This is a genomic window from Aquimarina rhodophyticola, from assembly GCF_042434915.1.
Classification (GTDB): domain Bacteria; phylum Bacteroidota; class Bacteroidia; order Flavobacteriales; family Flavobacteriaceae; genus Aquimarina.
Window position 1 is genome coordinate 802195 of record NZ_CP170198.1, and the last position, 14817, is coordinate 817011.

The 14817-nt window shown below is 35.9% G+C and carries 8 protein-coding genes; 4 read left to right on the top strand and 4 right to left on the bottom strand.

The genetic code is table 11. The annotated features are described in order from the left end of the window. Positions 1-2: 2 nt before the first annotated feature. Positions 3-1400, top strand: a complete 1398-nt coding sequence (locus ACE939_RS03410) for a fibronectin type III domain-containing protein (protein ID WP_378187381.1) — start codon at positions 3-5, stop codon at positions 1398-1400. A gap of 89 nt (positions 1401-1489) precedes the next feature. Continuing rightward, positions 1490-3838 carry a hypothetical protein gene (locus tag ACE939_RS03415; RefSeq protein ID WP_378187382.1) on the top strand — a complete coding sequence of 783 codons (2349 nt, stop codon included), beginning with the start codon at positions 1490-1492 and terminating at the stop codon, positions 3836-3838. A gap of 113 nt (positions 3839-3951) precedes the next feature. Here the strand turns inward: ACE939_RS03415 and mnmE are convergent, their stop codons facing one another. The 3 genes from mnmE to ACE939_RS03430 all read right to left on the bottom strand — a co-directional run bounded on the left by mnmE (position 3952) and on the right by ACE939_RS03430 (position 7056). Beyond that, positions 3952-5343: a tRNA uridine-5-carboxymethylaminomethyl(34) synthesis GTPase MnmE gene (mnmE, locus tag ACE939_RS03420; protein WP_378187383.1), complete on the bottom strand. Its 1392-nt coding sequence runs from the start codon at positions 5341-5343 to the stop codon at positions 3952-3954. 72 nt (positions 5344-5415) lie between these two features. Further along, on the bottom strand, positions 5416-6672 hold the full coding sequence (locus ACE939_RS03425; protein WP_378187384.1) for an ammonium transporter: 1257 nt from the start codon (positions 6670-6672) through the stop codon (positions 5416-5418). 45 nt (positions 6673-6717) lie between these two features. Further along, the gene (locus ACE939_RS03430) at positions 6718-7056 is read right to left on the bottom strand and encodes a P-II family nitrogen regulator (RefSeq protein ID WP_378187385.1); all 339 of its coding nucleotides are present in this window, start codon (positions 7054-7056) and stop codon (positions 6718-6720) included. Positions 7057-7433: 377 nt separating this feature from the next. On the opposite strand from ACE939_RS03430, the gene gltB reads away from it, so the two are divergent. Together gltB and ACE939_RS03440 are read left to right on the top strand one after the other, a co-directional pair. Next, positions 7434-11936 (top strand): glutamate synthase large subunit, encoded by a 4503-nt coding sequence (gltB, locus tag ACE939_RS03435; protein WP_378187386.1) that lies wholly within the window; start codon positions 7434-7436, stop codon positions 11934-11936. 9 nt (positions 11937-11945) lie between these two features. Continuing rightward, entirely contained in the window at positions 11946-13409 is a 1464-nt protein-coding gene (locus tag ACE939_RS03440) for a glutamate synthase subunit beta (RefSeq protein WP_378187387.1), read from the top strand. Positions 13410-14264: 855 nt separating this feature from the next. Here the strand turns inward: ACE939_RS03440 and ACE939_RS03445 are convergent. Then, complete coding sequence (locus ACE939_RS03445) at positions 14265-14774, bottom strand: peroxiredoxin-like family protein (protein ID WP_378187388.1); 510 nt, start codon at positions 14772-14774, stop codon at positions 14265-14267. Between the last annotated feature and the right edge of the window lie 43 nt (positions 14775-14817).

The window sequence follows — 14817 nt, forward strand, 5'->3', positions numbered from 1 at the left end:
TTATGAAATTAAAATTTTTATTACCTCTGTTTTTGGTAGCAGTAATGACCAACGCCCAAATATTGCCTGTCCAATCAACGGTTCAACTTATTCCACCTTATAGCTTAAGGTTATCAGATTATAGTACCGCCTCGCTAGATCGAATATATTTAAACCTCTTACTCATCGATGTAGTAGAGCCTACTATTCAAGTACGTCTCAAAATGTATATTGAAAATAGTTACGGCATATCTATACAAAGTAAAGATTTTGTTACAGGAGCTACTCCCATTGTATTAGAAGGTGGTGTCCCTAAAAGACTAGGAAATATAGATCTTCGGTCTTATTTTGAATTAAATAATTTGCAAGGTATCAGTGCCGATCGCTATAGTCGTTTGTTGCCAGAAGGGTTATATAAAATTTGTTTTGAAGTATTTGATAATAACTCTGGACGAAAGGTATCTAGAAAAGATTGTACAACAGTCTATCTAGTACTTAACGATCCTCCATTATTAAATTTACCATCCAGAGGAGAACATGTAGTTATGAGAAATCCACAAAATATCTTTTTTACTTGGACTCCTAGGCATCTTAATGCAACAAATGTTTTGTATTATTTTGAGCTAAAAGAATTGTGGGATAGTAATTTAGATCCTCAAACCAACTTTTATAAAAGTCCGTCACTGTTTACCACTACCACCAACGCAAACGCATTATTGTACGGTCCTGGTCAGACACAGTTATTACCAAATAAGTTATATGGTTGGCGTGTAAAAGCTACAGTAAATGATGGTATTAGTAAAACTTCTAATTTCAAAAATGATGGATATAGCGAAATCTATTATTTTACCTATGTTGATACCTGTGAGGAACCTATGTATGTTTTGGCAAAATCTGCCGGAATCACCAAAGAAACCATTATATGGGAGATTTCAGAACATCAAAATTATAGAGTTCAATATCGTAAAAAAGGATCCAATAATGATTGGTTTGATGGAGAGACCTCAAGTAATAGTGTTACAATTTATGATTTAGAACCAGGTACAACTTATGAGTATAGAGTAGGAGGGCAATGCATTAAAAATGGACCTTTTGTGTATTCTCAAATTTATCAGTTCACAACAGATATAGTGTCCTCTAGCGAGGTGGTTTCAGAATATAATTGTGGAATACCACCAAAAATCAACATAGAGAATCAAGAACTTTTGGCTTCACTTGATTTAAGTAAAGGTTTTAAAGCTGGTGATTTTGATGTTACTCTAAATGAAGTTAGCGGTAGTAATGGTCTCTATAGCGGTAAAGGATATATTCTGGTTCCTTATATGAGAAATGCTAGAATTGCAGTTGATTTTGTGAATATTAAAATTAACACAGATTATCAATTAATTGACGGCATTGTAAATACTATCGAGTCTAAGTGAATTCGCTAAAAAGATTGAAAGTGCAGGGTTATATTTTAAAATTTTGTACAATTACACCTAGTGGGTATTTAAGAAAAATTATTCTGTTCTTGTTAATACCGATAGTTTCATGGTCTCAAACCATAGATAATCAATATGTAACAGATATTATAAAAGGATCACCCTTTAAAGTAAATGGTCAAATGACAGCCAATAGTGTTTTCTATACAGCAAATAGAGCTTCTAATCGTATACCATTAACCTATTTCCTTCAAGGGGTTTTAAATGTAAGTTCCTTCAATTTTACGCTACCTATTGAATACAGTTTTTCCAATCATGGTCAAAACTTAGATTATGAGCTCCCCTTTAATTATAACTCTTTAAGCTTGCACCCTTCTTATAAGTCAATTACGGCACACTTAGGAACTGTGTCTATGAATTTCTCACCGTATACCTTAAGTGATCATCAATTTACAGGAGTAGGTGTAGATATAACACTGCCAAAATCGTGGACGGTAAGTGCTATGGGTGGCGAGCTTAGAAAAGCAATTGAATATAACGATAATCCCCAAGCTACCTATTCTTATCAAAGAATGGGGTATGGTATAAAAACTGAATATAAAAAGCAGAAATATAGACTTGGATTTATAGGTTTCTATGCAAAAGATAATCCAAATTCTATTGATTTAACTTCAACAGTAAAAGATAATTTACCAAAAGAAAATTTAGTGTTGAGTATTGAAGGAGATATCAAGTTAGGCAAGTATTATACGATTGAAGCAGAATATGCCTCTACCGCCATTACCCATGATATAGCATCCGAAGTTTCAAATAGCGAAGTACCATCATTTGCTGGTACTTTTATTAAAAATCGCACATCAACGCAATATTATAATGCACTAAAGACTAGAATAGGGTATCATTTTAAATCTTCTAGCTTTGGTATTGGTTACGAATATATAGATCCAGGATATGAAACCCTGGGGGCTTACTTTTTCAACAATGACTTTGAGAACATTACGTTGAATTTAAATAATTCACTTTTCAAAAACAAAGTATCATTAGCAATTAATGCAGGGTATCAAAGAGATAATTTAAATAAATCAAAAGCTAATAGCACGAATCGTTTCGTTGGCTCAGTTAATTCTCAAATACAACTATCTCAAAAAGTTACTCTAGTAGGATCATTTTCTAATTTTACGACCTATACTAAGACTAGATTAAATCAATTTGATATGATCAATGATGCAAATATACTACAAGAACAAATAGAAGCATTCAATTATAGACAGTTGTCAAAAAGCGCATCGTTTTCTCTGAATTATTTGCTAACCTCAAATGAAAACCGAATTCAAAATGTATCCCTATTTTATCTATTAAATGATGTAGCTAATGAGCAAAATGGCAATGTGCGTATAGGTGATATTTCCAGTTTTCATAATCTTAGCGCAGCACATTCTTTTAATATTATTGATAACCATATATCTATAAACACTTCTTTTAACGCTACCTATAATACCGTTGGAAGAGAAGAATCTACTACTTGGGGACCCACAATAAGTATTGGCAAAGGTCTTTTTAAAAATAAACTTAATACACGATTTGGTGCTTCGTATAATCAATCAAAAGGCATGACTAACATATCAAAAATCACAAATTTTAGAATTAACTTTAAATACATAGCATTAGAACATCATAATTTTAATTTAAATATTATACAGCTTTATAGTCAAACCAACCACGAGGATTATAGTAAGGAATTAACAGCCACCTTTGGTTATAACTATAGTTTTGAAATTAAAAAGCCGACAATCGATTTGAAGAAAAAAAACGTTTCAAAAGATTCAATTAATATACGATATAAAAAATATTTCTTCGAGGGAACCCCCATTGATATAACACCGCAATTGATTGATATTCCCAAAAAGGAAGGGTTTGAACAATTAACTTTTAATGATAAAAAAGAGCTTGTTTCATTAGAAAAGCAACTGTTAGAAACTCAAATAAAAAACAACAAAATTTATAAGGAATTGGCAATTGTTTATATAAAGAAAATGTACGATTACTCTAATTTTTTAGAGTTTTACAACCAAAAAATTCTCGAGTCTTATAAAAAACTTATACTTGAAGCTAGACGAATTGATAGGCAAATTAGAGATGATTATATAATTGTTTCAGCAAAATTAAATAGTTCTAAACAAAAGAAACAAGAAGATTTAAATCGACAAAAATTATTAAAGAAACGTCTTGTAGCCCACACAATGCTTATGGATTATTTAATATCATTACAAATAAATATAGAAGATGTTCAAGATGCTAAAGGGATTTTAAAAGATGTGAAACAAAACAATATGTCAAAAATATATTCGATGTACCAAAACGAAGAAATATCACATGATGCTATTGTGGATTTTATTGAGATTAAATTGGCAGATATCTTTCACAAGGTTTCTGGATAATGTCATAAACTTTCCTCAAAAATCAAATAGTTCCAACTAAAAAAGGTAATCACTGCTAAAAATAAACGTTAATTTCATTAATAAAGGCGCACAATTGTAATCTTTAAATGGTTCTACTTACCAATACAGAAGTTAGCAAAAATATTACCTAATAAATCATCGCTTGTGATCTCACCAGTAATTTCGCCAAAATGGTACAACGCTTGGCGTATATCAATAGCCATAAGATCTCCAGACAAACCAGAATTGAGACCGTATTGAACTTTTTGTATTTCTTCTAAAGCTTTAAGTAAGGCATCGTAATGTCTTGAATTAGTGACGATAGTTTCATTCGTATGTAGCGCACCTGTATTTACAAAGTCTAATAGTTGTGTCTTAAGGACTTCGACTCCAACGTTTTGTTTTGCAGATAGTAACAAAAGATTAGGAATCTCAGTAGAAAGATGCTGTTGCTGCTCTTGGGATAAAGTATCAATTTTATTCGCTACTATTACCAAGGGTTTTAAGGGATATTGATTTTTAATTTTACCCACTTCAATTTTTAATGCGTGTAAGCGATCTTTAGTTAATATCGAACTATCAAAAAGATATATGATAACTTGTGCTTGCTCTATTTTCTCAAAAGTTTTTTTAATACCTATACTCTCAACAATATCTTTGGTGTCACGAATACCAGCAGTATCAATAAATCTAAAACCGATACCTCCTATAACAATTTCATCCTCAATAGTATCTCGTGTGGTACCTGCTATTTCAGAAACAATAGCACGTTCTTCATTTAGCAATGCATTGAGCAGGGTTGATTTTCCAACGTTAGGTTCTCCTACTATTGCTACAGGAATACCATTTTTAATAACATTACCCATTGCAAAAGAGTCAATAAGTCTTTTTAAAACAGTGGTAATTTTTGTAAGCAATGTCTCAAATTGCGTACGATCAGCAAACTCAACATCTTCTTCGGCAAAATCAAGTTCTAGTTCTATCAAAGAAGCAAAATTTAGTAATTCATCGCGAAGCTGTTTAATCTCACTGCTAAAACCGCCTCTCATTTGCTGCATGGCAATTTGATGTGATGCTTCAGAATCGGAAGCAATCAAATCTGCTACGGCTTCTGCCTGTGATAAATCTAGTTTACCGTTAATAAATGCACGTAAGGTAAATTCTCCTGCTTGTGCCATGCGACATCCCTTACGCAACAATAGTTGTATGATTTCTTGTTGTATATAACTAGATCCGTGACAAGAGATCTCAACAGTAGGTTCCCCTGTATACGAATTGGTGCCTTTAAAAATAGAAATCAAAACCTCATCCAATACACGATCATCATTCATGATATGTCCTAGATGTATCGTATGTGTTTTTTGTTTTTTTAGGTCTTTGCCATGAACCGATCTAAATATTGATGCACTAATTGAGATGGCGTCTAGACCCGAAACTCGAATCACTGCAATAGCCCCTGAGCCAGAAGCTGTAGCCAACGCTACTATCGTATCATTTGAAATCATGCCTGCAAAATTACATAAATTTTAAAGGGAATGATAAAAATACAACAGGAAAACCATCACATTAGCAAAGAGCTAATGTTGGTTTGTTCTAAAATCTGAATAAGCTTCCATCCCATGCTCGTGAGTGTCCAAACCATCCATCTCTTCTTTTTCGGTTACTCTTAGACCTAAGGTAATTTTTATAATTTTTAAAAACAATAATGAAAAAAAGATGCAAAATACTCCAATAATTGAAACTCCCAGTAGTTGTACTATAAATTGATCAAAACCAGCCTTGTGTCCAAATATCCCCACAGCTAGGGTACCCCAAATACCGCAAATTAAATGTACAGCAATAGCACCTACAGGATCATCTAGACGTAGGTTATCGATTAAACTAATGCCAAATACAATCACAATTCCAGCAATTAATCCAATCATAATGGCATTGTTGGGACTCATTTGATCGGCACCTGCAGTAATTGCAACAAGCCCTCCCAAAATACCATTTAGAAACATGGTGATATCATAATTTTTATAGCGCAAGGTAGAGAAGATAAAAGCAGTCACACCTCCCGCTGCAGCAGCTAGTGAAGTAGTTACAAGAGTCAAAGAGGTAGCTGCAGGATCTGCAGATAATACAGATCCACCATTAAAACCAAACCAACCTAACCATAAAATCAATACCCCCGCAGACGCCATGGGTATATTATGACCAGGAATTACTAGTGGTTTTCCTTGCTCATTAAACTTACCCAGTCTAGGTCCCAAAAAGTAAACGGCAATCAAAGCAGCCCAACCACCAACAGAGTGTACAAGGGTAGATCCTGCAAAATCATGAAAACCCTTAGCTTCTCCAATCTCCAAGGTAGATAAAAAACCACCGCCCCATAACCAAGAACCTACTATTGGATAAATTAATCCGATATATACAATTGTAAAGATCATAAAGCTACCCAACTTTATCCGTTCTGCAACAGCACCAGATACTATGGTAGCCGCGGTTGCAGCAAACATGCCTTGAAAAAGAAAATCTGTCCAAAACGTATAACCTGTATTATATGTCAAGTCTAGATTTCCTTCTTTGGTAAGTGGAGAATTTAAACCAAATCCGTTGAATTTAAAAACTCCATAGCTGTCTGATTCAAAACCTGGGTACATAAGATTAAATCCTACTAAGCAGTATAAAAGTAGCCCTATGCATATAATAAATAGGTTTTTGAACAAAATATTAATTGTATTTTTTTGACGAGTTAAGCCAATTTCTAGAAAAGAAAAACCAAGATGCATAAAAAAGACTAGCGCAGTACAAATCATCATCCAGACATTATTTACAATAAGCGTTTCCATTATATAATATGATTTTTTTTAGTTTGGATAGTAATAGTAATAGGATTAGGATAAGGTTGCTATCCCTTTGGTCGAAGTACGTATTCGATAGGCTTCGGTAATTTCTGATACAAAAATTTTACCATCACCAACATCTCCTGTCTTTGCAGCAGCAAGTATAGCCTCAATAGCATCACTTTCTTTATTATCGGGCACTACTAACGATATAAATCTACGTTGTATATCAGAAGTGCTATAAGAAACACCTCGATAAACACTTCCTTTTTTTTCGTTGCCTACACCAGTAACATCCCAATATGAAAAAAAAGTTATTTCTACTGCGTGCAGTGCTTCTTTTACCTTACGATATTTTGATCGTCTTATAATAGCTTCGATTTTCTTCATAAACTAAAGTGATATGTTGATTTGATGTAAAACTATATTTTTTTATTTTACACCCTATAAAATACAGGGGTGTAAAAAGCATTTTTATTTAATTTTAAATTATTACCCTTAAAAATTGATATTAATTAAATTAATTAATCTTAAAAACAGAATATGATAATCGTTGTGATTTAAGGTTGAGGTGTTCCTTATATTTTTTTGAATTGGTATTATTAAAATCTCATTTTGAGAGGTTCATTTTGAGATTTTGGTATTCAGCAATAGCCATTTTTATTGACTTCCAAAAAATGATTGCTATTGATTTATTTTTTCGTTGGTTTTCAATACGTTTCCTTAATTTAAGCTTTCCAAAAAAAGGTACAAAACAACGCAACTATATGAAACAACAAGGATTATATCGTACAGAATTTGAACATGATGCCTGTGGTGCAGGGTTTATATGCAGTCTCAAAGGTGAAACTTCTAATACTATAATCCATAAAGCTTTGGAGATCTTAGATAGGCTTGAACATAGAGGCGCAGTTAGCTCTGATGGAAGAACTGGCGATGGTGCGGGAATCTTAATTGACATTCCGTATGACTTTTTTCAACAAGTTTGTCCGTTTAAATTACCCAAAAACGGAGAGTATGCGGTAAGCAATGTTTTTTTACCTAGAAAAGATAATCAGCGTGAATATTGTATTCAAATTCTGGAGGATTGCATACAGGAGCAAGGTTTACAAGTACTCGGGTGGAGAGATTTACCAGTGGATCCTAGTTGTTTAGGAAAGATAGCCGCCAATACACAACCCAATATTAAACAGGTTTTTATAGGCAAAGGTTCCTTGCAATTAACCGAATTTGAATTTAATCTCAAGTTATTTGTACTTCGTAAAAAGACAGAACAATTAATCTATCGTTCCAAATTATCCGAGCAGTCTTACTTCTATGTACCTAGTCTTTCTACCAAAACGTTGATATATAAAGGTCTGCTAATGCCAAACGATATTAAACTATATTATAAAGATCTGTTAGATAATAGGGTAGTAACACGTTTGGCTTTGGTTCATCAACGTTTTTCTACTAATACATTTCCTACATGGGACTTAGCGCAACCATTTCGATATATGTGTCATAATGGAGAGATAAATACGTTACGAGGTAATATATCTCGTATGCGATCAAGAGAAGAGTTGTTAGAGAGTCCTTGGTTTGGAGAAGATATAAAAGCAATTTTACCAGTAGTCTTACCAGGAAAATCAGATTCAGCGTCTATGGACATGGTGGTCGAACTTTTGTTGATGACTGGTAGATCTCTTCCCGAAGTTATGATGCTATTAGTTCCCGAAGCTTGGGAAAAAAACTCTCAGATGTCTGATGCTAAAAGAGCTTTTTATGAGTTTCATGCATGTATGATGGAGCCGTGGGATGGTCCCGCATCTATACCGTTTACCGACGGAAATTATATTGGAGCAATTCTGGATCGTAATGGACTTAGACCTTCCCGTTATTCGGTCACCAAAGATGGATTTGTGGTTATGTCATCTGAAACAGGTGTGCTAGAGCTTGCTCCTCAAAATATAGTAAAGCATGGTAGGTTGGAGCCTGGTAAAATGTTTTTGGTGGATATGTTACAAGGACGAATTATTGATGATGAAGAAATCAAAGAAAAAATAGTTAATGCGCAACCCTACCGGCAGTGGCTCGATACCCATATGGTGCATCTTAAAAATATAGCATATAACACATGTCCGCTATTTATAGGTGAAGAATCTGTGGATAAAAGAATGCAAATTTTTGGATATACGGTAGAGGATGTTAACCGAATAATTCTACCAATGAGTCAACAGGCAAAAGAACCTATTGGTTCAATGGGTACAGATACGCCCATTGCAGTATTATCAGAACAACCACAATTACTTTACAATTACTTTAAACAATTGTTTGCACAGGTGACCAACCCTCCTTTGGATGGAATCCGTGAAGATTTAATCACAGATATTAGTCTAACCTTAGGAGCAGATGTCAACATTTTTGAAACAACACCACGCCATTGTAATAAACTAAAAATACAGAATCCAGTTATATCCAAAGAAGACTTGGACAAGATTAAGACGTATACCAAGAACGGTTTTAAGGTTACCGAAGTTTCTATACTGTATAACATTAATAAAGGGCTTAATGGTATAGAAGATGCCTTGTCACTTATCATAAAAACCGTTATAGAGGCAATTGATTCGGGGAGTAATATTATAATTTTATCAGATCGAAAAGTTAGTAAACACCGTGCACCCATACCTGCACTACTTGCGTGCTCCTATGTCAATAGTAAGTTGCAATTGCTGAACAAAAGATCCCAAGTAAGTCTTATTATCGAATCTGGAGAACCCCGTGAGGTACATCATTTTGCCTTGCTTTTTGGGTATGGTGCCAGTGCCATCAATCCTTATTTGGTCAATGAGATTATTACAAAAGAGTTAGAAAACGATGCGAGTACAGATATCACTGCTGCTCAGGCAATTTCTAATTTTAATCTTGCTGTAGGTAAAGGTGTACTTAAGATTATGAATAAAATAGGAATCTCTACCTTAAATTCATATCGAGGATCACAACTTTTTGAGTGTGTGGGTATCAATTCTAAAACAACAGCGACCTATTTCCCTAATACAGTATCTAGAATTGAGGGTATTGGGATCAAAGAAATAGAAAAAGAAATCGCTAAACGGCATACCAACGCTTTTTCTATCACATCTGCTGCTACTACCAATTCTTTGAATATTGGGGGACAGTACAAATGGAGGCGTAATGGGGAGAAACACCAATTTAATCCACTTACGGTAGCTAAGCTTCAACAGGCTGTGAGAGACAACAATCCCAAAACATACAAAGAATATTCAAAGTTAATCAATGAGCAATCAAAGCAGTTAATGACGATTAGAGGCTTAATGGAATTTTCTAATTATGATCCAATTCCTATAGAGGAGGTAGAGCCTTGGACCGATATCGTTAAGCGCTTTAAAACAGGCGCGATGTCATACGGCTCTATAAGTAAAGAAGCGCATGAAAACCTTGCTATTGCTATGAATCGCATAGGAGGTAAAAGTAATTCTGGAGAAGGAGGAGAAGACCCAAAACGCTTTTATAAAAATGTTGATGGAGATTGGAAAAATAGCGCTATAAAACAAGTCGCTTCTGGACGTTTTGGGGTTACTTCAAATTACTTAACCAACGCAAGTGAGATACAAATTAAGATGGCTCAAGGAGCAAAACCAGGTGAGGGTGGACATTTACCTGGGCCCAAGGTGAATGCTGCTATTGCAAATACTCGTAATGCTACTCCTTATGTAGGTTTGATCTCCCCACCGCCTCATCATGATATTTATTCAATCGAAGATTTATCTCAATTAATTTATGACCTCAAATCAGCGAATAGATCTGCTCGTATCAATGTAAAATTAGTTTCAGAGATGGGGGTAGGGACAGTCGCAGCCGGCGTGGCAAAAGCAAAAGCAGATGTTATACTGATTTCAGGCTTTGATGGTGGTACAGGAGCAGCACCGCTAACTTCACTACGACATGCAGGATTGCCTTGGGAACTTGGACTTGCCGAAGCCCAACAAACACTGGTGGGTAATGATTTACGTAATCGAGTAGTTGTCGAGTGTGACGGGCAGCTTAAAACAGGAAGGGATGTGGCTATAGCCTGTCTATTGGGTGCCGAGGAGTTTGGATTTGCCACCGCCCCGTTAGTAGCATCAGGTTGTGTTATGATGCGAGTATGTCACTTAAATACATGCCCCGTGGGTATAGCTACTCAAAACCCAGAGTTACGTAAAAAATTTAAAGGAAAACCAGAACATGTAATTAACTATATGTATTTCGTTGCTCAAGAATTACGAGAGATCATGGCGCAGTTAGGATTTAGATCTATTGATGAAATGGTAGGACAAGTTCAAAAAATAAACAGCGTATCGGTATTGGATCATTACAAAGCTTCAGGAATTGATATTTCACCTATTTTGCATAAAGTAAACGTGGCTCCCGATGTAAAAGTACATCATACTACCTCACAGGATCATCACCTTCAAAAAGCATTAGACTTTACAATTTTAAAGGAAGCACATCCTGCAATTTTCAGAAAAGAAAAACTAACCTTAACACATAACATAAAGAATACAGATAGAGCAGTAGGCGCTATTTTAAGTAATGAGATTTCCAAAATTTATGGCGCCAGTGGCTTACCTGATAATACGCTCAAAATTAAATTCAACGGGGCCGCTGGTCAAAGCTTTGGAGCTTTTGCAACACGGGGTCTTACACTTATTGTTAATGGGACGACCAACGATTATTTGGGAAAAGGTTTATCGGGCGCCAGAGTCGTTGTACGTGTACCAGAAGGAACAACATTTATACCTCACGAGAATGTAATTACAGGTAATGTTACCTTGTATGGCGCTACCTCTGGAGAGGTTTTTATAAACGGAAAAGCTGGAGAGCGTTTTTGTGTACGCAACTCGGGCGCATTGGCAGTTGTCGAGGGAGTAGGGGATCACGGCTGCGAATATATGACGGGTGGGGTCGCTGTCATTCTTGGAGAAGTAGGACGTAATTTTGGAGCAGGCATGTCTGGCGGACTAGCCTATGTGTACGACAGTAATACTTCCTTTAACGATCAATGCGGTAATCGTGATTTAAATATTGAACCTGTTACTGTGGCAGAGGACCGTATGATATTAAAGCACTACATAACACAGCATTTTGATGCGACTTTGAGTCCACAAGCGCAGCATATTTTATCTCATTGGGAAGAGGAAATTAAACATTTTAAAAAAGTGACACCAGAAGAATACAGACAAGCATTGTTACGTCTAGAACAAGAGAAGCAAATAGCCAACGCATAAAAAAATAGTATGGGAAAAATAACTGGATTTTTAGAATACGAGCGAGTTACCGAAGCTTATAGTGAGGTTGCAGAGCGCATCAAAACATATAACGAATTTACACAGCCGTTACCCCAAGATAGTTTAAAAAAACAAGGAGCACGCTGTATGGATTGCGGGATTCCATTTTGTCATAGTGGATGTCCTTTAGGTAATTTAATTCCAGATTTTAATGATGCAGTGTATAGGGGTAAGTGGAAAGAAGCTTCACGACTATTGCATACGACAAATAATTTTCCTGAATTTACAGGAAGACTCTGTCCTGCACCTTGCGAAGCGGCGTGTGTTTTAGGAATTAATGAAGATCCTGTGGCTATTGAAACTATCGAAAAAAACATTGTTGAACGTGCCTTTTCTGAAGGGTGGATAAGCCCACAAACTCCGTTAACCAAATCTGGTAAACGAATCGCCATCATAGGTTCTGGTCCTTCTGGTTTGGCAGCAGCACAACAACTTAATCTAGCAGGACATGAGGTTACTGTGTATGAAAGGGATGCTTACGTGGGCGGACTTTTACGGTACGGAATTCCTGACTTTAAACTAGAGAAACACATAATCGAACGACGTATTGATATCCTTATGGATGAAGGGGTGCATTTTAAAACTAACTGCGAGGTTGGTAAAGACATTACCATAACCCATCTTAATGAACAGTATGATGCGATACTACTATGTACAGGAGCTAATCAATCAAGATTGTTATCTGTTCCAGGTAGTTCAAATGCAGGGGTGATACCCGCCATGCAATTTTTGGCACAGAGTAACAAAAGAGTTTCTGGGCAAGCATTTAGTGAAGACGAGTTGGTAGCAACAGGAAAGCGCGTTATTGTCATTGGAGGTGGTGATACGGGGTCCGATTGTATAGGAACCGCTATACGGCAAGGTGCTACATCAGTTATCAATTTTGAAATTATGGCGAAGGCTCCTAACACGCGGCCAAAAGATCAACCTTGGCCCTATTGGCCTATGCGATTACGCACCAGTAGTTCGCACGAAGAGGGGGTAGCGCGTAACTGGGCGGTTGCTACCAAAGAAATTTTAACCCATAACGATGGCACCTTAAAAGGGATAGTCACTGTACAAGTTACTTGGAAAAAAAAGGATGGACGCCTTACTATGATCGAAGTTCCAGATACTCAAAAAGAATGGCCCTGCGATATGGTACTATTAGCAATGGGTTTTTTGGGTCCAGATCCTAAACTAGCTGAAGCTGCTGGACTCGCTACCGATCAACGTACTAATTATAAAGCTTCACCAGAAAATTATAAGACCAATGTACCCAAAATTTTTGCAGCTGGTGATGCTCGTAGAGGACAGTCCCTAATTGTATGGGCAATCTCTGAGGGACGAGAGGCGGCCTATCACATTGATACTTACCTTATGGGATCCTCCAACTTGCCACGTAAGGGTGAGGGTGATTTACCACGGGTGTAAATAAACCATAGTAATTAAAAAAGCAGCGTCTTTACTAGCGCTGCTTTTTTTGGTTTAAAGAGCTTACTACAGCTACTACCATGTAAACTAACCAGGTTTTGTTTGTTTATAGTACTAGTCTTGGTTTGCAGAACATTAAAAAAATAAGTCATCAAGGTTAAATTATAGGTGTTCTTAACTCAAATTAAGTAAGCAACGTATCTATTGTATACGCCATCACACAAATTTATAGTACTATCGGACTTACTATAGTTAGCATCAAGCATATTTTAGTTATCAGCGGACAAACTAGGGTAATCATCGGTAGTGTTTGACTAATCAGCGGATAAGTTATATATCTCAGCGTTAAGCTGGTTTTAAAATTTTACTTGATGCCTATTATTTTGATAGTGGTGGTAGGTTTTAATCTATAGATAAATAGCAAAATCATTTAGCGGAGTAGTAAAAGTTATGCGCGTGTTTATGGTGTGGTTCATTAGAATGATGTGTGTAGGTTTAGGTAAGTATACATGGGATCTGGATGTGTATTGATCTAGGATAGCAAGTTTATAAGTAATTAACGAAGTAGTATGTGCTATAGATAATTGTAGTATGTGAGGTGCGGTAAGGCGATGCTAGTGCGCGCTATAATCTAGTGTTTGTTTAGAATACATTATTATAAGAAAATCCGTTGACTAGTGTCCTCATTGTATACTATAAGGTTAAGGTAAGTCTAGTATTGCTCTGTTGGTACGTATAAAAGTAATATTGCCGCCAATGGCTATTCAATAGATTTACTATTTTTTTAAACGGAAAGGAACACGTTCTCTAGTTATAAAAAAACCTTCAGTCGTTATGACTGCAGGTTGTTGTATTTTACGCCTCTCCGCGAGCAGGGTAATCCTTCTTTTTGATAAAGTCAATAGCACTAATTATGTCTTTAAAAGAAGGTCTGGCAAATGGCATTGTCTGCACAGTTGCAAAGTATAATGTTTGATCGGGTTTTATTAGAAAAACACCAGGTTCAGAAAATTCTTTGGGTTCTTTATCGCTGATACCTTTAGAAATAAATAGACCCCACGCTCTGGCTTGCTCCATGGATAATCCGTAGCCTACGGGTAATGAGGGGATCTTCCAAGTATCCCCAGCTTCTTTAGCTCTCTTTTCAGAATCGCCACTAATAGCAATGATATTTACCCCGCGATCTACGAAATCATTGAGATGATCGGTTAAATCTTCCAGATACTTTTTACAAACGGGGCAGTGAAGTCCTCGATAGAAAACCAGCAGTGTAAATTTATCAGGATTTTGATCTGTTAAAGACCATTTTGTATCGTTAATAAGGTCCAACGTAAGGGCTGGAACTTTGGTTCTTGGTTTAATCATAATTTTTTTTTAGAAAGATACGAGTCGTGAATAGAAGTCTCTC

What these genes read in the sequence shown, in the direction of transcription:
- ACE939_RS03440 (WP_378187387.1), top strand. Translation starts at nt 11,946, where the DNA reads ATGGGAAAAATAACTGGATTTTTAGAATACGAGCGAGTTACCGAAGCT.
- ACE939_RS03430 (WP_378187385.1), bottom strand. Translation starts at nt 7,056, where the DNA reads ATGAAGAAAATCGAAGCTATTATAAGACGATCAAAATATCGTAAGGTA.
- ACE939_RS03445 (WP_378187388.1), bottom strand. Translation starts at nt 14,774, where the DNA reads ATGATTAAACCAAGAACCAAAGTTCCAGCCCTTACGTTGGACCTTATT.
- gltB (WP_378187386.1), top strand. Translation starts at nt 7,434, where the DNA reads ATGAAACAACAAGGATTATATCGTACAGAATTTGAACATGATGCCTGT.
- mnmE (WP_378187383.1), bottom strand. Translation starts at nt 5,343, where the DNA reads ATGATTTCAAATGATACGATAGTAGCGTTGGCTACAGCTTCTGGCTCA.
- ACE939_RS03410 (WP_378187381.1), top strand. Translation starts at nt 3, where the DNA reads ATGAAATTAAAATTTTTATTACCTCTGTTTTTGGTAGCAGTAATGACC.
- ACE939_RS03425 (WP_378187384.1), bottom strand. Translation starts at nt 6,672, where the DNA reads ATGGAAACGCTTATTGTAAATAATGTCTGGATGATGATTTGTACTGCG.